Origin of the sequence: Streptomyces luteoverticillatus, assembly GCF_003970715.1 — a bacterium.
Lineage (GTDB): Bacteria > Actinomycetota > Actinomycetes > Streptomycetales > Streptomycetaceae > Streptomyces > Streptomyces abikoensis.
On sequence record NZ_CP034587.1, the window covers coordinates 6,135,198 to 6,155,276 of the forward strand.

Genomic DNA, 20,079 nt, shown 5'->3' on the forward strand with positions numbered 1-20,079 from the left:
TGCCGTCGAGCGTTCTCCTATTTCCTGTCGATCGGCCGTTGATCCGCCCCCGGCAGTATTTGCGGAGCAGGAACGAGAACTCACCGCGCTAAAGATCGGTTGGAACAGGGAAAATGTCTCCGCAGAACGGTCAGATATACGTCCTCCGCTCGGCGACCGGCGTGGTCGCCGACGTCGACCACAGCAATACGGCGCCGGGCACGAGGATCCAGGGCTGGTCGGCCAACGGCTCCCGCGCCCAGAGCTGGGTCTTCTGGGCCAAGGCCGACGGTTCGTGGCTGCTGGAGACGGGGCTGACGCAGGGCACCCACGGCCCCGGCCAGGCGATGGTCCTCGACTACGACTTCTCCAACTGGCGGGCCCACCTGGTCAACGAGCACGGGCAGGCCAACCAGCTGTGGCGGCTGGAGGACGCCGGCGACGGCTACGTGCGCCTCAAGAGCCTGCGCACGGAGGGCGGCGACGCCTACCTGACCGCCGACGGCGCCGGCCGCTTCCTGGGTGTGTGGAAGCTCGACTCCGGCAGCGACGCGCAGCGGTGGCGGCTGGAGAGCGTCTCGTCCTCCGGCCAGGGCGGCCAGCCCGGCCGGCAGCCGCAGCCCCAGCCCCAGCCGCAGCCCGGTGGCGGCGGCTCCGCGGTCGAGCTGATGCTGAGTCTGGTCAACCAGGAGCGGGCGAAGGCCGGACTGCCGGGTCTGGTCCTCGACAACGCGCTGTGCGCGGCGGCCCAGCGTCACTCCGACGACATGGCGCGCAACAACTTCCTGGGCCACGACGGCTCGGACGGCAGCACGCCGTGGAAGCGGATGGGCGACGTGGGCATCGTGAACGTCCCCATGGCCGAGAACGCGGCGACCGGCTCCGACGTGCGCGGAACCATGGACATGTGGATGCGCAGCCAGCACCACCGGGACAACATTCTCGGGCGTGACGTCCGGCGCTTCGGGGCGGCCTTCTCCCCTGGCAGCGGCGGCCGCTGGACGCAGACCTTCGCCGGCTGACGGCACCGCGACGACAGTCGAAGGCCCGAGCAACACCCGAGAGGACACACCCCCCATGGGCATCACCTGGATCCCCGGTGCCGAACGCCTGGGCGACGGCGACATCGGCGGCGACATGGACACCCCCGACGAGCCGGCCCGCGTCGTCTGGCACACCACCGAAAGCGGCGCGGGCGACGCGGAGTTCGACTCCACGGCCGACTACCTGATCGAGATCGGCGCCGAGCCGCACCTGCTCTACGACCCCACGACCGACCGCCTCGGCCAGTTCGGCCCGCTGGACCAGAGCGCCCGCGCCCTGCGCAACGACGGCGACGACCGCACCAACCGCACGGGCCGCGTATGCGTCCAGGTCGAGGTGCTGGCCCGGGCGGGCGACCCCTTCACCGGCTACTGGCAGCCGGGCCCGAACTTCGCCGCGCTGCTGGCGGCCGCCCGCTCCTGGGGCGTCCCGGACGTCTGGCCGGCGGGCGACCTCGCCTCCGACGGCTCGGACTCCACCAGCCGCGACAGCGACACCTGGCACGACGAGGGCGGCCACTACGGGCACGCCAACGTCCCCGGCAACGACCACTGGGACCCGGGCGCCATCTCGCAGTCCGCGCTCCTCGCCGCCGGTTCGGGCGAGAGCCTTGCGGCACGCGACGACGAGCCGTCCGGCACGGCCGCCGACGGCGACGTCACCGATGGCACCGACGTCACCGACGCCCCCAACGTCAGCCTCGCGAACGTGATCGCCGCCGCCGGGACCGACCCCGACGCCCCGCAGGGCGCGACCACCCACCGCGACGACGTCCTCGTCGTCGAGCGGGCCCTGCGCGCGGAGGGCCTGCTGGCCGCCGAGTGGCTGGACGGCTCCTTCGGCACCAGCACGCGGGACGCCTACGCCGAGTGGCAGAGCCGCTGCGGCTACGAGGGCGACGACGCCGACGGCGTCCCGGGCCGGACCACCCTCGAGAAGCTGGGCGCGGAGCACGGCTTCCGCGTCACCGACTAACCCCCACCGACAGCCCCACCCCATTACCGAAAGGCACGGAAGCATGCCCGCCACACCGCAGAACGGCCAGGCGTTCACCCTCAGGTCCGGCAACGGCCTGACCGTCGACGTCAACTCCAGCCAGACCACCACCGGCAACCGGGTCCAGGGCTGGAAGCCCAACGGCTCCAAGGCCCAGCAGTGGGTCTTCTGGGCCAAGGACAACGGCTCATGGCTGCTGGAGACCGCCCTGACCCGGGGCACCCACGCCCCCGGCCAGGGCATGGCGCTCGACTACAACTTCAGCGCCGGGGTCACCCACCTGTTCCCCGAGCACGGCGACGCCAACCAGCGCTGGCTCTTCGAGGACGCCGGCAACGGCTCGTACCGGATCAAGACCGCGCGCGGCAACGAGGGCGACCGCTATCTGACGGCCATCGGCGAGGGCATCGCGCTGGGGCTGCGGGGCCCGGACGGACGGGACCCCGGGCAGCGCTGGGAACTGGTGCCCGTCGGCGCCCCCCAGCCGCAGCCACAGCCGGGCCAGGGCGTGCGGATCACCCTGGACGCCGGGCAGGCCCCCGACCTGGCCGGCTGGCTGGAGGAGCGGAAGCCGGTCCTGGAGGCATGGTTCCCCAAGACGGTCGCGCTGATCATAGGTGACGCCCACGCGGCCCCCGCCGGATACCGGATCGTGTTCGACCGGTCCAACACCGGAGTCGCCTACGCCATGGGCGACATGGTCAGCGTCAACCCCGACTACGTCCGCCGCAACCCGGGCGACACGGGCTTCCTGATCCACGAGCAGGTCCACATCATCCAGCAGAACCGCGTCCTGCCGGGGCACTTCGTGGAGGGCGTGGCCGACTGGGTGCGCAACTACCACTTCGAGAACGGCGGACTCGCCTCCGTCGGGTCGTCCGACAAGTACACCGACGCCTACCGGACGACGGCGTACTTCCTCAACCACGTCGCCACGCGTTACGACGGCGACATCGTGCGCAAGCTGAACGTCGCCGGGCACGACGGCTCGTACGACGGCGACGACCAGTGGTGGCGCGCCCGCACCGGCAAGACCGCCCAGCAGCTGTGGGACGAGATCCCCAAGCGCTGAGGCCCGCCGCCGGCCTGTCCCGCGCCCTCGTCATCGACGAGGGCGCCTTTTTCGGTCACTGGTGCGGGTTATTCGGACATTGCCGTTACGGGCCGCCCGATGTCAGGGCTCAAGGAGCCGCAGGCTCTTCGGGAAAAGGCGGACCGATAGGGTCCGAACCGGACAGATGTACTAGCCATTCATTGGGATACCATCGCGCTGGTAATCGAAGGGAACGGACGGGAGGGACATGCGGCCACGCGTGGACGAGATGCTCGACTACTGCACTCTCGAGGTTGCGATGACCGTCTGCGGGGGTGTCTGGAAACTCAGTATCCTGAAATATCTGTTCCGCGGGAAATTGCGTTTCGGTGAACTGAAGCGCGTGATGCCCGACATCACCCCCCGGATGCTCACCCGCCAGCTGCGCGACCTGGAGGAGGACGGTCTCGTACTGCGGACCGTGTACCACGAGGTCCCGCCGAAGGTGGAGTACTCACTGACCGACATCGGTCTGAGCCTCAAGGGGCTTGTGGACCAGTTGGAGGAGTGGGGCAACTGGTACCGGGAGCGGGTCCGTCACCCCGAAGGCCCGGTGTGCGTTCCGGAGCGGGATTCCTCGCTGGTGTGAGCCCGGCGCGAGTGGAGCCGTGCCGGCCCCGCGAGACAGTGGACGTCTCGTGGGGCCGACCGGTGCGGGCCGCCGGGCGCTCAGCCGGCGGTGGACCGCTGCGCCGCGGGCCGGTCGTCGGCCGCCGGCGCGACGGCCTCGGGCCGGCCGGCCCGCAGGAGGACGGCGACCACGGCGGCGAGCGCCAGCACGACGGCCGCGACCGTCGCGGTCGTGACTGAGAATCCGTGTCTGAACGCCTCCCGGGCGCCGGTGCGCAGGGCGTTGCCCACGGGGCCGGAGAGTTTCCCGGCGAGCTCCACCGCCGTGTTCAGGGAACCGGCGGCCGCGTCGGACTGAGCCGAGGTGAGCCCCTCGACCGGTGCGAGATCCCCCCGGTAGGCCACGGTGGCGATGACGCCCATCGCGGCCACCCCGAGCCCCGCCCCGAGGGAGAAGCCCACCTCCTGCACGGCGCCGGCCTCGGCGGCCCGTTCCGGCGGCGCCGCGCTCATCATGGAATCGGCGCCCAGGGTCATCACGATGCCCGAGCCGAGGCCGACCGCGACCAGCGAGGCGTAGTTGCCCGCCGCACCGGCGGCCGACAACGCGATCAGGGCGAGGGCGAGCACCGCCATCCCGGCCGTCACCCCCCAGCGGTTGCCGACGACCGAGGCCAGCTTGGGGGCCAGCACCCCGCCGACGGCGCTGGCCACCGCGATGGGCACCAGGGACAGGCCCGCCTTGGCCGGAGAGTACCCGTCGACCAGCTGCAACTGCTGTGTCAGCAGGAAGAGCAGCCCCGTATAGGCGCCGTAGCAGCACAGGATCGCCACGGTGGACACTGAGAACCGCCGGTCGGTGAAGAGCCGGATGTCCAGCAGCGGGTTGGGGATGCGGCGCTGACGCAGCGTGAAGATGATCAGCAGGGCCACGCCCAGGACACCCGACGCCACGGTGGCCGGCGACAGCCGCTCGGGCTGCCCGATGTGCTGCAGCGCGTACACCGCGCCGGCCAGTCCGAGGATGGAAAGCACCGCGCTGGGCACGTCCCAGCGGGGAGCTTCGGGGTTGCGGGACTCGGGGACCAGGGCCGCGCCGAAGAGCACGGCGATCACCGCGATCGGCACGTTGACCAGGAACACCGCGCCCCAGGAGAACTTCTCCACCAGCACGCCGCCCAGCACCGGCCCCAGCGCCGCTCCGGTGCTGGAGCTCGCCACCCACAGCCCGTACGCCAGTGACCGCTCCCGCGCGACGGGGAAGACCACCCGGATGATGACCACCGTGCTGGACAGCATCATCGAATAGCCCAGCCCCTGGACGGCCCTGGCCGCGATGAGCTGACCCGGCGCCGAGGACAGTGCCCCGGCGGCCGAGGCGAGCCCGAACGTGGCCAGCCCCGTCAGCAGGACCCGTTTGCGCCCGAGCCGGTCGCCGACCGTCGAGCAGACCACCAGGGTCGCCGCCACGGTGAGCGCGTAGCCGTCGACGATCCACAGCAGTTCGGAGCCCGACGGCAATAATTCCCGCCCCACGGTCGGAAGCGCGACATTGAGAATGGTGAGGTCCATGCCTCCCATGAGCATCCCGGCCAGGAGGACAGCCAGTACCGCCCAGCGGCGATCCGCTGTTTTTTCTTCCTTCATACCGACAATCGTGCAGAGCGTTGTGGGTGCATACAAGTACGGTATTTTCTGTCCCTTAGGGACAGGATGTGTACCACCCGCGAACAGCGGGAACGGCCTCGTGTTCAGATGATTGCCACTCGGTGGAACTCATTCTCGAAGGAATTTCAGGAAAGCCGGATCGGCGATCCCGCGAGGCGCGGGATCGCCAATCCGGGAGATCCGGGCGGCCTACTCGTCGCCGAGGCCATCCACGGGGTCGATCAGCCGCAGGAGTCGCGGCGGCGCAGCCACCGAGGGCAGCGTGGCGATGGACGCCAGGGCGGCGAGCAGGTCCGCCTCCCGGACGACCGAGGTCTCCAGGACCAGCCTGTCCCGCCCCGATTCCGCCCTGCGCCGCCGGACGGAATCCGTCCGCAGCCCGTGCGTCCGCAGGACGACGGCCACCTCCGCGAGGGCCTCGGCGGGATCGGCGACGTCAATCCCGAGGTGGTAGCGAGTGCGCAGGTCCGCCATAGGGCGTACGTGTCCCGGCACGACGACCGGTGGCACGGTCTCGCGGTGGCCGAGGAGCCGTCGTCTGGCCGCCGTCACCAGATCACCGAGGACCGCGCCGGCCGTCGGCGCACCGCCGGCGCCGGCACCGCGGAACAGCAACGGCCCGGCGGCGGCCGTCTCGACGAGCACCGCGTTGTCGGCGCCCCCGACCCCGGCGAGCGGATGCGTGCGCGCGACCATCGCGGGGTGGACCCGTACGAGCACCTCCTCCCGGCCGACGGCCCGCTCCAGCATCGCGACCAGCTTGACGACGCGGTCGCGACTTCGGGCGTCCGCCACATCCGTCGCGGTCACCTCGGTGATGCCCTCGAGGTACACGTCCGCGGGATCCAGCCGAGTGCGGAACGCGAGCGCGGTGAGGATGACGGCCTTGGCGGCGGCGTCCGCCCCTGACACATCGGCGGTGGGGTCGGCCTCGGCGAATCCCTGTTCCACGGCCTCTCTCAGAGCCGGTTCGAAGCCGGAGCCCGTCCGCGTCATACGGTCCAGGATGTAGTTGGTGGTGCCGTTGACGATGCCGGTGACACGGGTGACGTCGTCCCCGCCGAGCGACTCGCGCAGCGGCCGCAGCAGGGGCACGGCCGCGGCCACGGCCGCCTCGTAGAACAGGTCGACGCCCTGCTCGGCGGCGGTCCCGTGGAGGGACGGGCCGTGCTCGGCCAGCAGCGCCTTGTTGGCGCTCACGACCGACGCGCCGTGCTCCAGGGCTGTGACGACCAGTGAGCGGGCCGGCTCGACGCCACCGAGGAGCTCGACGACGATGTCGATGTCGTCCCGTTTGACCAGCGCCAGCGGATCGTCGGTCCACAGCGCCGGGTCGATGCCGGCATCCCGGGGCCGGGCGAGGTCCCGTACGGCGACGCCCGCTATCTCGACGGGCGCGCCGACGCGGCCGGCCCATTCGGCCCCCGCCCCGTGCAGCCGCCGTACGACCTCCGTGCCCACCACTCCGCAGCCGAGCACGGCCACCTTCAGGGGTCGGGTCCTCGCCATGGTCAACGTCCCGTCCCCGCGTGCACGACGGCCTCGCCGGCGGCGTCCAGCCCGAAGGATCGGTGCAGCGCGCGTACCGCGTCGTCGAGCCGGTCGTCCAGGCACAGCACAGAGACGCGGATCTCCGAGACGGAGACCGTCCGGACGCCGATGCCCGCTTCGGCCAGCGTCCGGTACAGCGTCGCGAGGACGCCCGGATCGCTGCGGATCGCCGCTCCCACAAGCGAGACCATGCCCATACCGGTGTCGCACCGCGTGGGCCCGCAGCCGATGCGCTCACGGTGGCGCTCCAGCAGCTCCACCGTCCGTGGGCCGTCCCCGGCCGGTACCGTGAAGACCAGCCCGGACCGTGGCCCGGCCGGGATGTGCTGCACCATGTCCACAAAGATCCCGGCGGTGGCCAGCAGGCCGAGGACCTCCGCCGCCGCGGCCGGATCGTCGGCCACCTCCGCCACGGCGATCCGAGCCAACGACCGGGTATGCGTCACCCCTGTGACGTACGAGCCTTCCACCGCAGCACCCTCCACCGCATCAGAGACAAGCGTTCCCGGGCGGTCCGTGAACGAGGACCGGACACGAATGTCCACGCCGTGCCGCCGGGCGTACTCCACACAGCGCGGCATAAGAACCTTCGCGCCGGTGGCCGCCATTTCGAGCATTTCCTCAGAACTGATGGCTGCCAGGGGCCGTGCGCCGGGCACGATGCGCGGATCGGCGGAGAACACGCCGTCGACATCTGTGTATATCTCACACATATCGGCCTTCAGTGCCGCGGCCAGCGCCACCGCCGTCACATCCGACCCGCCGCGCCCCAGCGTGGTGGTGTCGTCGGTGTCCCGGCTGAGCCCCTGGAACCCCGCCACCAGGGCGACGGCCCCCTGGTCCAGCACCTGGCGGACCCGCACGGGCGTCACGCGGACGATGCGGGCGCCACCGTACGACGCGTCCGTGAAGATGCCCGCCTGCGCACCGGACAGGGAACGGGCGTCGCCCCCCAGGTCCCTGATGGCCATGGCCATCAGGGCGTTGGAGACCCGCTCCCCGGCGGTCAGCAGCATGTCCATCTCCCGCGCGGGTGGGGCGCCGCTCACCCTGCCCGCCAGGTCGATCAGTTCATCGCTGGTGTCGCCCATCGCCGAGCAGACGGCGACGATCTCATGACCGCTGCGGTGTGCTTCGAGAATCCGTCCGGCGATGCTTCTTATCCGGTCCGTGTCCTCCAGCGAGGACCCACCGTACTTCTGGACGATCAGCACTCACTTGCTCCGTTTCGCAATCGTGGGCCGGGTCAGAGGGACGAGGCGAGCCAGTCGGCGACCGCGCGCGCCGTCGATTCGGCGAACTCGTCGATCATCGTGACGTGGCTGCCCGGAACGGTGACCTCGGTGTGCGCCAACGGCCAGGTGGACCGCTTCCCGCCGGAGTCCCCGGGCAGTTCGGACGCCCTGACCATCAGCGTCGGCACATCGCTCCGCGCGGGCGTCCAGCGCCGGAAGAGGCCGAGATGACGGCCCATCGCGGTGAGGTTGGCGTCCTCGACCAGATCGGCCACCTCCGGCTTGGCGGCCAGTTCGTCGAACAGGGTCGACTGGATCCGCAGGATCTCGGGGTCCCCGGGCAGATAGCTGTCCAGCAGCACCAGACCGGAGGGCCGGTCCTCCTCGCGCAGTTCCTCGGTGACCGCCTGGGCGAGCCAGCCGCCGGAGGAGTATCCGACCAGGACGAACGGCCGGCCCGCCGCGCAGGCGCGCACCGCCTCGGCCTGCGCCCGGGCGAGTGCGCCGAGGGACGCGGGCAGCGGCTCGCCGTCGGCGTAGCCCGTGGCGGTCAGCGCGTACACCTCTCGCTCGTCGCGGAAGCCGGCCGCGAACCTGGCGAACTGGTAGGGGCTCGCGGGTGCCACGAACGAGGGCAGGCACACCAGGGTGGTTCCCTCCCCCCGGGAGAAGCGGATCGGGGGCCGTGCCGGCGTGAGCCGTTCGGTGTCCGGACGCAGCCGGGAGACGGCCGTCAGCATGTCCAGTCCCTCGCTGATCCGCCCCGTCGCGCACGCCTCCTGGAACAGGGTCCTGAGCGTCGTGGACGGTGCGACGGACCCGGTCGCGGCCGTGCCGACCCTGGGATCGCCGCCGGTGACCACGCCCGTCGCGGGCCCGTCCCCGGATGCCCGCCCGGTCCCCGTGCCGTCCTCGTCGTCGGCCGTGAGCGCCGATTCCGTGATCAGTTCGTCGAGCACCTTGGTGAGCTGTTCGACGGTCGGGTGGTCGAACAGGGCCGTGACCGGCAGGCGGACCCCGGTGACGGTCGCGATCCTGGTGCGCAGCTCCATCCCCGAGAGGGAGTTGAGACCGAGCTCCGTGAATGTCTCCGTCGGCTCCACCGTGCCGCCCCTGCCCCGGCCGAGCGCCAGCGCGAGCTCCTCGACGACCACCTCGGTGAGCAGCGCGGAGCGTTCCTGGCCGACCAGTCCGGCGAACCTGTCCACCGGACCTCGCGGACGTGCGGCGGTGGTGGTGACGTGCACGCCGGCGCGATCGAGCCAGAAGCGCTCCCGCTGGAACGCGTACGTCGGCAGGCCGACCCGGGACGCGCCCGTCCCGTCGAACACCGCGGCCCAGTCGACGTGGACCCCGTCGGCGAAGAGCCGTGCCGCGGAGCGGAACAACTCGGCGGTGCCGCCGCTGTTCCTGCGCAGCGAGCCGGTGACGACGGCGTCGCCGGCGCCCGCGTCCACTGTGTCCTGGATCCCGATCGTCAGCACGGGGTGCGGGCTGATCTCCACGAACACGGTGTGCTTCGCGTCGAGCAGGGCCTGGGTGGTGTCCTGCAACCGGACCGTGCTCCGCAGATTGCGGTACCAGTAGTCCTGGTCCAGCGCCGTGGTGTCCAGGCGCTCCGCGGTCACCGTCGAGTAGAACGGAACCTCCGAAGGGCGCGGCCGGATTCCGGAGAGACGGGTGAGCACCTCCTCCCGGACGTCCTCCACATGGGGGGAGTGCGAGGCGTAGTCCACGGGCACCATCCGTGCCCTCACCCCGTCGCCGGTCAGCCGCTCACACAGCGCCCGCAGGGCGTCCGCGTCCCCGGCCACGACCGTCGAGTTGGGGCCGTTGACCGCCGCCACCGACAACCGGCCGGGCCGCGGCTCCAGCAGGGTCCGCACCCGGTCGTGGGCCAGAGGCACGGACAGCATGCCCCCACGGCCGGCGATGGACGTCAGGGCCCGGCTGCGCAGCACCACGATGCGCACGGCGTCCTCGAGCGTCAGTCCGCCCGCCACGTACGCGGCGGCGATCTCGCCCTGCGAGTGGCCCATCACGGCCGACGGGACGACGCCGAGCGCCTTCCATGCCTCCGCGAGCGAGACCATGACCGCGAACAGGGCGGGCTGCACCACGTCGTCCCGGTCCAGGCCGGGAGCGCCGGGAGCGCGCCGCAGCACCTCGGTCAGGCTCCAGTCGGTGTGCGCGGCCAGCGCACGCTCGCACCGCGCGATGGATTCCGCGAACTCGGGCGAGGCGTCGAGCAGTTCGGCGGCCATGCCCTCCCACTGGGAGCCCTGCCCCGGGAAGACGAAGACGACCTTGTCGCGGGCGCGGGAGGCGATCGGTACCGCCTCGGAGGCCGCCACGTCGGCGAGCCCGCCCAGCAGTTCCTCGCGGTCGGTGCCGACGACGACGGCGCGGTGGTCGAGGACGGACCGTGTGGTGGCCAGGGAGAAGCCGACGTCGGTCGCGTCCCAGTCATCGTCCCGCGCGGTGAGGTGTTCGTGCAGCCGGTCGGCCTGGCACCGCAGTGCCTCGGGGGACCTGGCGGTCAGGGTCCAGGGAGTGGCGGGGAGCGGAGCGGGCGTGGAGCGCGGTGCCTCCTGGGGTGCCTGCTCGATGATGACGTGGGCGTTGGTGCCGCTGATGCCGAACGAGGAGATCCCCGCCCGTCGGGGCCGTGAGGCATCCCACGGCCGGGCCTCGTCAAGGAGCCGTACCGCCCCCGAGGACCAGTCGACGTGCTCGGTCGGCCGGTCCGCGTGCAGGCTCCGGGGCAGCAGCCCGTGTTCCATGGCCTTGATCATTTTGATGATGCCGCCGACGCCGGCGGCTGCTTGGGTGTGGCCGATGTTGGATTTGAGGGAGCCGAGCCAGAGGGGTTGGTTGCGGTTGTGGCCGTAGGTGGTGAGGAGTGCTTCGGCTTCGATGGGGTCGCCGAGGCGGGTTCCGGTGCCGTGGGCTTCGACGGCGTCGATGTCGGCGGGGGTGAGTTTGGCGTTGTGAAGTGCTTGGGTGATGACGCGTTGTTGTGAGCGTCCGTTGGGTGCGGTGAGTCCGTTGGAGGCGCCGTCCTGGTTGACGGCGGTGCCGCGGATGATCGCGTGGATGTGGTGTCCGTTGCGGCGGGCGTCGGAGAGTCGCTCGATGAGGAGGAGTCCGACGCCTTCGGCCCAGCTGGTGCCGTCCGCGTCCGCCGAGAACGACTTCGACCGGCCGTCCGGGGCCAGCCCCCGCTGCCTGCTGAACTCCACGAACGTGCCGGGCGTGGACATCACCGTCACACCACCCACCAGCGCCATGGAGCATTCGCCCGAGCGCAGCGCCTTCGCGGCCAGGTGCAGGGCCACCAGCGACGACGAGCACGCCGTGTCCACCGTCACCGTGGGACCCGTCAGATCGAACATGTACGACAGCCGGCCGGAAATGACACTGGCCGTGTTCCCCGTCAGCAGCGCCCCTTCCAGCTCCTCCGGCATCTCGTGCACCGGAGGGGCGTAATCGTGGTACATCGCGCCGATGTAGACGGCGGTGTCGGTGCCGCGGAGGGTGTGGGGGTCGATGCCGGCGTTTTCGAGGGTTTCCCAGGTGGTTTCGAGGAGGAGCCGTTGTTGGGGGTCCATGGCGACGGCTTCTCGGGGGGAGATGCCGAAGAAGGGGGCGTCGAAGCGGTCGGCTTCGTGGAGGAAGCCGCCCATGCGGGTGGTGGATTTGCCGGGGGTGTCGGGGTCGGGGTCGTAGAGGTCGGGTGCCCAGCCGCGGTTGGTGGGGAAGGGGGTGATGGCGTCCCGGCCGTCGCGGACGAGGTTCCACAGGTCGTCGGGAGAGGCGACGCCGCCGGGGTAGCGGCAGGCCATACCCACCACGACCAGCGGATCATCATCGACGGGACCGGCGACGGCCCTCGGAGCGGCACTCGCGACGGGCCCGGCCAGCCGCTCGACGACATGGCTCACCACGTCCTCCGGCGTCGGATGGTCGAAGACCAGACCGGTCGGCAGGGACAGGCCCACGGCCGTCCCGAGCCTGTTGCGGAACTCCACGGCCATCAGTGAGTCGAAACCGAGCTGGTGGAACGATTCCTCGGCACGGACAGCGGACGCGTCCGCGTGCCCGAGCACCGCCGCGGCCTCGGCGCGCACCAACTCGCCGACCCGCTCCCGCCGCTCCGCCTCGGGCAGCGCCGTGAGAAGCGGCCCCAGCGGCTCCCGCGCCCCGGCCCGCTCGCGCCGCCGGCGTGTCCGCGCGCCGACGAGCCCGCGCATCGGTACGGGAACACCGCCGCCGGACGCCCCCGCCGAGGCGGGATCGAGCCGCAGGGCCGCGACGACGGCCTCGTCCGTACCGAGGGCACGGTCGAACAGCGCGAGTCCCTCGGCGTGCGACAGCACGCCGACACCGGCCCGCGCCATGCGCTGGATGTCGTTGTCCGCCAACGACTCCGCCATGCCGCCCCGCTGCTCCCACAGCCCCCACACCACCGAGGTGGCCGTCAGGCCGAGTGCCCTGCGGTGCTGGGCGAGCGCGTCCAGGAACGTGTTGGCGGCCGCGTAGTTCGCCTGCCCCGCCGCGCCGATGACACCCGAGATCGAGGAGTACAGCACAAAGGCGGAGAGGTCCAGGTCGCAGGTCAGCTCGTGCAGGTTCCACGCGGCGTCCGCCTTGGGCCGCAGCACGCCGAGCAGCCGCTCGGGGGTGAGCGCGGTCACGACGCCGTCGTCCAGCACACCCGCGGTGTGCACGACGGCGGTCAGCGGGTGCTCCGCCGGGACCGAGGCGAGCAGCCCGGCAAGGGCGTCGCGGTCGGCGGCGTCGCATGCCTCGAGACGGATCTCCGCGCCGAGTCCGGTCAGTTCGGCCACGAGTTCGGTCGCCCCGGGCGCCGCCGCGCCGCGCCTGCTGATGAGCAGCAGGTGCCGTACTCCGTGCCGGGTCACCAGATGCCGGGCCAGCAGCCCGCCCAGTGCTCCGGTGGCGCCCGTGATCAGGACGGTGCCCGCGGCGTCGAACACCGTCGGCTGCCCGGCTGTGTCGCGGGCCGTGTCGCGCGCCCGGACCAGCTCGGGCACCGAGGCCGTGCCCGTTCGGAGGGCCAGCTGGGGCTCACCGGTGGCGACGGCGGCCGCCAGCGCCTCGGCCGAAGCGGGCGTGTCGTCCGTGTCGACCAGGACCACTCGGCCGGGGTGCTCGGTCTGTACGGACCTGATCAGGCCCCAGGCCGTCGCGGCCGCCGGGGCGGTCTCCCCGTTTCGCGTCAGGACCACCAGTGTCCGGGACGCGAACCGCTCGTCCGTGAGCCAGGTCCGTACGGTCTCCAGTACGGTCGTGGCGGTGTCCCCCGCCGGCGCGGCCGGCACTGGCAGGACCACCACCGGTGGCAGGTCCTCCGCTGCCAGGTCCCGGGGCGTCTCCAGGATCCGTGGGGAACCGGCCGGCTCGCCCAGCGGAACCTCCCGCCACTCCATCGTGAACAGCGACACCGGCTCGCTGCTCCGGCCGAGCGCGGCGGCGGGCACCTCCCGCCACAGCAGTTCCTGGACCGTCGCGACCGGGGCCCCCGCCCCGTCGGTGACGGTCAGCGCCACGGTGTCCGCCCCGGTACGGGCGAACTCGGCCCGCAGCCGTACGGCACCCGCCGCGCGCAGGCGCACTCCGGACCACGAGAAGGGCAGACGTGTCGGGCCGGGCTCGGCGGCCGCGCCGGGCAGCAGGACGTGCAGGGCCGCATCCAGCAGCGCCGGGTGCAGCAGGAAGGACGTGTCCGGCTCGCCCTCGTCCAGGTAGACCTCGGCGAAGACCCGGTCGCCCCGGGTCCAGGCCGCGCGCAGCCCCCGGAAGGCGGCGCCGTACCGGTAGCCGTGCTCGGCGACGCGCTCGTAGACATCCCGCAGGTCCACCTCCTCGGCGTCCCGGGGCGGCCACTCGGCGGCCCCGGCCGCCGTCTCCGCCGACTCGGCGGACAGTGCTCCGGCGGCGTGCAGGACCCACTCGTCCTCGTCCGCCCGCCGGGAGTGCACGGTGAAGTCCCGCCGCCCGGACCCGTCGTCCCCAGTGACCGTGAGCTGTACCCGCACACCGCCGCTCTCGGGGATCACGAGCGGATCGGTGAGCGTCAGCTCCTCGACGGCGGCGCAGCCGACGAGGTCGGCCGCGTACAGGGACATCTCGATGAACGCGGTCGCCGGCAGTACCACCGTGTCCAGAACGGCGTGGTCGGCCAGCCAGGGGTGCGTCGACAGCGACAGGTGCCCGATGAACGTGACTCCCTCGCCGTCCGCCCGCTCGACCGACGTGCCGAGCAGCGGGTGGGCGAGCGGGTCGAGACCGGTCGTGGTGAGGTCCCGGTCGCCCGCCGAGGGCGTCAGCCAGTGGCGTTCGCGTTGGAAGGCGTAGGTCGGCAGGTCGACGGAGTGGGCGCGCGAGCGGTCGTAGGCGCGGGCCCATGTGACGTCGATGCCTCGGGTGAAGAGATGTGCGAGGGCGCTGACGAACGTCTTGGTCTCGGCTTGTGCTGTGCGGAGGAGGGGGACGGCGGTGGTCTCGGGTTCCTGGGCGCAGTCGGGGACGAGTGCGGAGAGGGTGGCGTTGGGGCCGAGTTCGAGGAAGGTGCGTACGTTGTGTTGTTCGGCGGTGTGGATGGCGTCGAGGAAGCGTACGGGGTTGCGTGCGTGGTCGATCCAGTAGTCGGGGGTGGTGAGGAGTTCGGGGGTGGCGGGTTGTCCGGTGACGGTGGAGATGATGGGGATGGTGGGCGGGTTGAAGGTGAGGCCGTCGAGGGTCCGGCGGAATTCTTCGAGCATGGGTTCCATGAGGGGGGAGTGGAACGCATGGCTCACGACGAGGCGTTTGGTCCTGTGGCCTTGGGCCGCGAGGGCTTCGGCGATGCTCAGGGCGGTGGTCTCGTCGCCCGCGATGACAACCGATTCCGGACTGTTGACGGCGGCGATGCTCACATTCCCGGTGAGCAAGGGGGTCACGATGGATTCGGCGGCGTTGACGGCGATCATCGTGCCGCCTGCCGGGAGCTCCTGCATGAGTCGTCCGCGGGCGGCCACGAGGGTGGCGGCGTCGGTGAGGGAGAGTACTCCCGCCACGTGGGCGGCGGCGATTTCGCCGATGGAGTGGCCGATGAGGTGGCCGGGTGTGACACCCCAGGAGGTGACCAGGCGGAAGAGGGCGACTTCGAGTGCGAAGAGCGCGGGCTGGGTGAGCTCCGTACGGTCGAGACCGGTGCCGGAGAAGACGGCTTCGCGCAGGGGCAGGTTCGGGAATTCGGCGAGGATCTCGTCGAGGGCCTGGGCGAAGACGGGGTGGTGGGCGTAGAGCTCGGTGCCCATGCCGGCGTGCTGGGAACCCTGGCCGGCGAACAGGAATCCTAAACCGCCCGGGACTTGGGTGGATGACGTTTCGGTGACCCCGGCGAGCCCGGCCAGCAGTTCGTCCCGGTCGGTGCCGACGACCACGGCGCGGTGGTCGAAGACGGACCGTGTAGTGGCCAGGGAGAAGCCCACATCGGTGGGGTGCCAGTCCGTCTCCCGCGTGGTGAGGTGTTCGCACAGCCGCTCCGCCTGCGCCCGCAGCGCCTCAGGGCTGCGGCCCGAGACGACCCACGGCGTGACGGGGAGCACGGCCGGTGCGGGGCTGGGGGTGTCCTGGGGTGCCTGCTCGATGATGACGTGGGCGTTGGTGCCGCTGATGCCGAAGGAGGAGATCCCCGCGCGTCGAGCACGCGGGGTGTCCCATGCCCGGGCCTCGGTGAGGAGCCGCATAGCGCCGGAGGACCAGTCGATGTGCTCGGACGGCTTCTCCGCGTGCAGTGTGGGAGGAAGGACACCCGATTGCATGGCCTTGATCATTTTGATGATGCCGCCGACGCCGGCGGCTGCTTGGGTGTGGCCGATGTTGGATTTGAGGGAGCCGAGCCAGAGGGGTTGGTTGCGGTTGTGGCCGTAGGTGGTGAGGAGTGCTTCGGCTTCGATGGGGTCGCCGAGGCGGGTTCCGGTGCCGTGGGCTTCGACGGCGTCGATGTCGGCGGGGGTGAGTTTGGCGTTGTGAAGTGCTTGGGTGATGACGCGTTGTTGTGAGCGTCCGTTGGGTGCGGTGAGTCCGTTGGAGGCGCCGTCCTGGTTGACGGCGGTGCCGCGGATGATCGCGTGGATGTGGTGTCCGTTGCGGCGGGCGTCGGAGAGTCGCTCGATGAGGAGGAGTCCGACGCCTTCGGCCCAGCTGGTGCCGTCCGCGTCCGCCGAGAACGACTTCGACCGGCCGTCCGGGGCCAGCCCCCGCTGCCTGCTGAACTCGAGGAACATGCCCGGCGTCGACATCACCGTGATGCCGCCGGCGACGGCCAGCGAGCATTCGCCCGAGCGCAGCGCCTTCGCGGCCAGGTGCAGGGCCACCAGCGACGACGAGCACGCCGTGTCCACCGTCATCGCCGGGCCGACGAGGCCCAGTGTGTAGGCGACGCGGCCCGCCATGACGCTCGCGGTGGTGCCGGTGAGCAGATGACCCTCGACGTTGTCGGGTGCCGCGTGCATGCGGGGCCCGTAGTCGCCCGCGGTCGCGCCGATGTAGACGGCGGTGTCGGTGCCGCGGAGGGTGTGGGGGTCGATGCCGGCGTTTTCGAGGGTTTCCCAGGTGGTTTCGAGGAGGAGCCGTTGTTGGGGGTCCATGGCGACGGCTTCTCGGGGGGAGATGCCGAAGAAGGGGGCGTCGAAGCGGTCGGCTTCGTGGAGGAAGCCGCCCATGCGGGTGGTGGATTTGCCGGGGGTGTCGGGGTCGGGGTCGTAGAGGTCGGGTGCCCAGCCGCGGTTGGTGGGGAAGGGGGTGATGGCGTCCCGGCCGTCGCGGACGAGGTTCCACAGGTCGTCGGGAGAGGCGACGCCGCCGGGGTAGCGGCAGGCCATACCCACCACGACCAGCGGGTCATCGTCATCGGGTCCGGCCGCGACGGCCGTCCGCTGCTCCGGCGCGGTCGAGCCCGCGAGCCGTCCGACGAGATAGTCCGCCACCTCGCCGGGGGTGGGGCGCTCGAAGACCAGACCGGTCGGCAGGGACAGCCCCACGGCGGCGCCGAGGCGCGTGCGGAACTCCACGGCGGCGAACGAGTCGAAGCCCAGGTCCGCGAAGGTGTGCCGGGGGTCGACGTCCCGCGCGTCGGCGTAGCCGAGAACAGCGGCGGCCTGTTCGACCACCGTCGTGCGTACGGCACGCGGATCGAGCGCCCCGGTCGGGGGGGCGACGTCGCGTTCCGGAGCGGGGACGGCGGCGCCTTCGGCGGTCCGCGGCTCCGGCTGGGCATGGGTGGCCAGGGTGTCGAGCCAATGGCGTTCGCGTTGGAAGGCGTAGGTCGGCAGGTCGGCGGAGTGGGCGCCTGAGCCGTCGAAGGCGCGGGCCCAGTCGATGTCGGCGCCTCGGGTGAAGAGATGCGCGAGGGCGCTGACGAACGTCTTGGCCTCGGCTTGTGCTGTGCGGAGGAGGGGGACGGCGGTGGTCTCCGGGTTCTGGGCGCAGTCGACGGCGAGTGCGGAGAGGGTGGCGTTGGGGCCGAGTTCGAGGAAGGTGCGTACGTTGTGTTGTTCGGCGGTGTGGATGGCGTCGAGGAAGCGTACGGGGTTGCGTGCGTGGTCGATCCAGTAGTCGGGGTCGGCGAGGAGTTCGGGGGTGGCGGACCGGCCGGTGACGGTGGAAATGACGGGGATGGTGGGCGCATTGAACGTCAGGCCGTCGAGGGTCCGGCGGAATTCTTCGAGCATGGGTTCCATGAGGGGGGAGTGGAACGCATGGCTCACGACGAGGCGTTTGGTCCTGTGGCCTTGGGCCGCGAGGGCTTCGGCGATGCTCAGGGCGGTGGTCTCGTCGCCCGCGATGACAACGGAGTCGGGCCCGTTGACGGCGGCGATGCCGACGTCGCCGGTCAGCAGGGGCCGGACCACCGACTCGGCGGCGTTGACGGCGATCATCGTGCCGCCTGCCGGCAGCGCTTGCATGAGTCGTCCGCGGGCGGCCACGAGGGTGGCGGCGTCGGTGAGGGAGAGCACTCCCGCCACGTGGGCGGCGGCGATTTCGCCGATGGAGTGGCCGATGAGGTGGCCGGGTGTGACACCCCAGGAGGTGACCAGGCGGAAGAGGGCGACTTCGAGTGCGAAGAGCGCGGGCTGGGTGAGCTCCGTTCGGTCGAGACCGGTGCCAGAGAAGATGGCTTCGCGCACCGGCAGTTCACCGAAGGTGGCGCAGACGTCGTCGAGGGCCTGGGCGAAGACGGGGTGGTGGGTGTAGAGCTCGGTGCCCATGCCGGCGTGCTGGGAACCCTGGCCGGCGAACAGGAATCCTAAACCGCCCGGGACTTGGGTGGATGACGTTTCGGTGACCCCGGCGAGCCCGGCCAGCAGTTCGTCCCGGTCGGTGCCGACGACCACGGCGCGGTGGTCGAAGACGGACCGTGTAGTGGCCAGGGAGAAACCGACATCGGTCGCGTCCCAGTCGTCGTCCAGCGTGGTGAGGTGTTCGCACAGCCGCTCCGCCTGCGCCCGCAGCGCCTTCGGGCCGCGGCCCGAGAGGACCCAGGGGATGACGGGCGGGGCCGCCGGGGTACCGACAGCGGTGGGTGTCGGGGAATCGGACACCACTACATGGCAGTTGGCACCGCCCATGCCGAACGAGCTGACGCCCGCGATCAGCGGCTCGTCCGCCGCGCCCGGCCAGTCGGACGCCTCCTGCTGGACGGTCAGCCGCAGCTTGTCGAAGGGGATCTCCGGGTTGGGCGTCCGGTAGTTGAGGCTCGCCGGCAGACGCCGGTGCCAAATGCTCAGCGCGACCTTCAGGAATCCCGTGATGCCCGCCGCGCCCTCCAGGTGGCCGAGGTTGGTCTTCACCGACCCGACGCGCAGCGTACGGCCGGAGCCGGCGGTGCCCACGACGGCTCCCAGGGCGGCGGCCTCGATCGGGTCGCCGACCCTTGTCCCCGTGCCGTGGAGCTCGACGTACCGTACGTCCGCCGGGGCGACTTCGGCGTTCTCGTAGGCCAGCCGGAGGACCTCGCGCTGGGCCCGCTCGTCGGGGGTGGTCATGGTCGATCCGCCGCCGTGGCCGACCGCGCCACCGCGTATCACGCAATAGACGCGGTCCCCGTCGGTCAGCGCGCGGTCCAGGGGCTTGAGCACGACCGCGACGCCACCCTCGCCCCTGACGTAGCCGTTCGCGCGGGCGTCGAAGGTGTGGCAGCGCCCGTCCGGGGAGAGTCCGCCCCACTTGCTGGAGATCACCGATGTCTCGGGCAACAGACTCAGGTTGACGCCGCCGGCGATCGCGAGCTCGGACTCGCCCCGGCGCAGGCTCTCGCACGCCAGGTGCAGCGCGACGAGCGAGGAGGACTGCCCGGTGTCCACGACCAGGCTGGGGCCCGTAGTGCCCAGGAAGTACGACAGCCGGTTGGCGATCATGCCTCGGTGGAGGCCGGGCATGCTGTGCTGGGTGGTGCTCTCGGCCATGGCGTCCCGGTAGACGAGGCGGGCGAAGTCGTCCCAGATGGAGCCGACGAACACGCCGGCCCTGCGCCCGCGCAGCTCGGTGGGGCGCGTCCGGGCGTCCTCCAGCGCCTCCCAGCCCAGTTCGAGCATGAGCCGCTGCTGCGGGTCCATCGTGGCCGCCTCGCGCGGTGACACATGGAAGAAGGCCGGGTCGAAGCGGTCCACGCCGGTGAGGAAGGAACCCCGCCTCGAGACCATCCGCCCGGGCGCCGTGGGGTCGGTGTCGTGGAACGCCGTCGCGTCCCACCGGTCCGGTGGGACTTCCCCGACGGCGTCGCGGCCCTCGTCGAGAAGCCTCCAGAACTCCGCGGGCGTCGCCGCGCCGGCGAACCGGCAGGACAGGCCGATCACGGCGACGGCCCCGGGCACGTACGGAGGGGCTCCGGCTCCGGTCGACGTTGTGTTGTGCACTGTTTCCCCCTTCTCA

The 20,079-nt window shown here is 71.5% G+C and carries 8 protein-coding genes; 4 read left to right on the top strand and 4 right to left on the bottom strand.

From position 1 onward, the window contains the following. Positions 1-113: 113 nt before the first annotated feature. The 4 genes from EKH77_RS27330 (at position 114) to EKH77_RS27345 (ending at position 3,701) form a co-directional block, all read left to right on the top strand. Positions 114-1,001 carry a CAP domain-containing protein gene (locus EKH77_RS27330; protein WP_126916932.1) on the top strand — a complete coding sequence of 296 codons (888 nt, stop codon included), beginning with the start codon at positions 114-116 and terminating at the stop codon, positions 999-1,001. A 55-nt stretch (positions 1,002-1,056) separates the two neighbouring features. Beyond that, entirely contained in the window at positions 1,057-1,998 is a 942-nt protein-coding gene (locus EKH77_RS27335; RefSeq protein ID WP_126916933.1) for a peptidoglycan-binding domain-containing protein, read from the top strand. Positions 1,999-2,041: 43 nt separating this feature from the next. After that, positions 2,042-3,091 carry a basic secretory protein-like protein gene (locus EKH77_RS27340; protein WP_126916934.1) on the top strand — a complete coding sequence of 350 codons (1,050 nt, stop codon included), beginning with the start codon at positions 2,042-2,044 and terminating at the stop codon, positions 3,089-3,091. A gap of 250 nt (positions 3,092-3,341) precedes the next feature. Beyond that, complete coding sequence (locus EKH77_RS27345; RefSeq protein WP_240667808.1) at positions 3,342-3,701, top strand: winged helix-turn-helix transcriptional regulator; 360 nt, start codon at positions 3,342-3,344, stop codon at positions 3,699-3,701. A gap of 80 nt (positions 3,702-3,781) precedes the next feature. On the opposite strand, the gene EKH77_RS27350 is transcribed toward EKH77_RS27345, so the two are convergent. From EKH77_RS27350 to EKH77_RS27365, 4 genes are all read right to left on the bottom strand, one after another. Continuing rightward, on the bottom strand, positions 3,782-5,329 hold the full coding sequence (locus tag EKH77_RS27350) for an MFS transporter (RefSeq protein ID WP_346429078.1): 1,548 nt from the start codon (positions 5,327-5,329) through the stop codon (positions 3,782-3,784). A gap of 210 nt (positions 5,330-5,539) precedes the next feature. After that, positions 5,540-6,859, bottom strand: a complete 1,320-nt coding sequence (locus EKH77_RS27355) for a homoserine dehydrogenase (protein WP_126916936.1) — start codon at positions 6,857-6,859, stop codon at positions 5,540-5,542. A 2-nt stretch (positions 6,860-6,861) separates the two neighbouring features. After that, positions 6,862-8,115 carry an aspartate kinase gene (locus tag EKH77_RS27360; protein ID WP_126916937.1) on the bottom strand — a complete coding sequence of 418 codons (1,254 nt, stop codon included), beginning with the start codon at positions 8,113-8,115 and terminating at the stop codon, positions 6,862-6,864. A 32-nt stretch (positions 8,116-8,147) separates the two neighbouring features. Continuing rightward, a complete protein-coding gene (locus tag EKH77_RS27365; protein WP_126916938.1) occupies positions 8,148-20,063 on the bottom strand; it encodes a type I polyketide synthase in 11,916 nt (3,971 codons plus the stop codon). Between the last annotated feature and the right edge of the window lie 16 nt (positions 20,064-20,079).

Bases quoted from the DNA above. Each gene is read 5' to 3' on its own strand.
- EKH77_RS27350 (WP_346429078.1), bottom strand. From the start codon at position 5,329: ATGAAGGAAGAAAAAACAGCGGATCGCCGCTGGGCGGTACTGGCTGTC.
- EKH77_RS27330 (WP_126916932.1), top strand. From the start codon at position 114: ATGTCTCCGCAGAACGGTCAGATATACGTCCTCCGCTCGGCGACCGGC.
- EKH77_RS27355 (WP_126916936.1), bottom strand. From the start codon at position 6,859: ATGGCGAGGACCCGACCCCTGAAGGTGGCCGTGCTCGGCTGCGGAGTG.
- EKH77_RS27340 (WP_126916934.1), top strand. From the start codon at position 2,042: ATGCCCGCCACACCGCAGAACGGCCAGGCGTTCACCCTCAGGTCCGGC.
- EKH77_RS27335 (WP_126916933.1), top strand. From the start codon at position 1,057: ATGGGCATCACCTGGATCCCCGGTGCCGAACGCCTGGGCGACGGCGAC.
- EKH77_RS27345 (WP_240667808.1), top strand. From the start codon at position 3,342: ATGCTCGACTACTGCACTCTCGAGGTTGCGATGACCGTCTGCGGGGGT.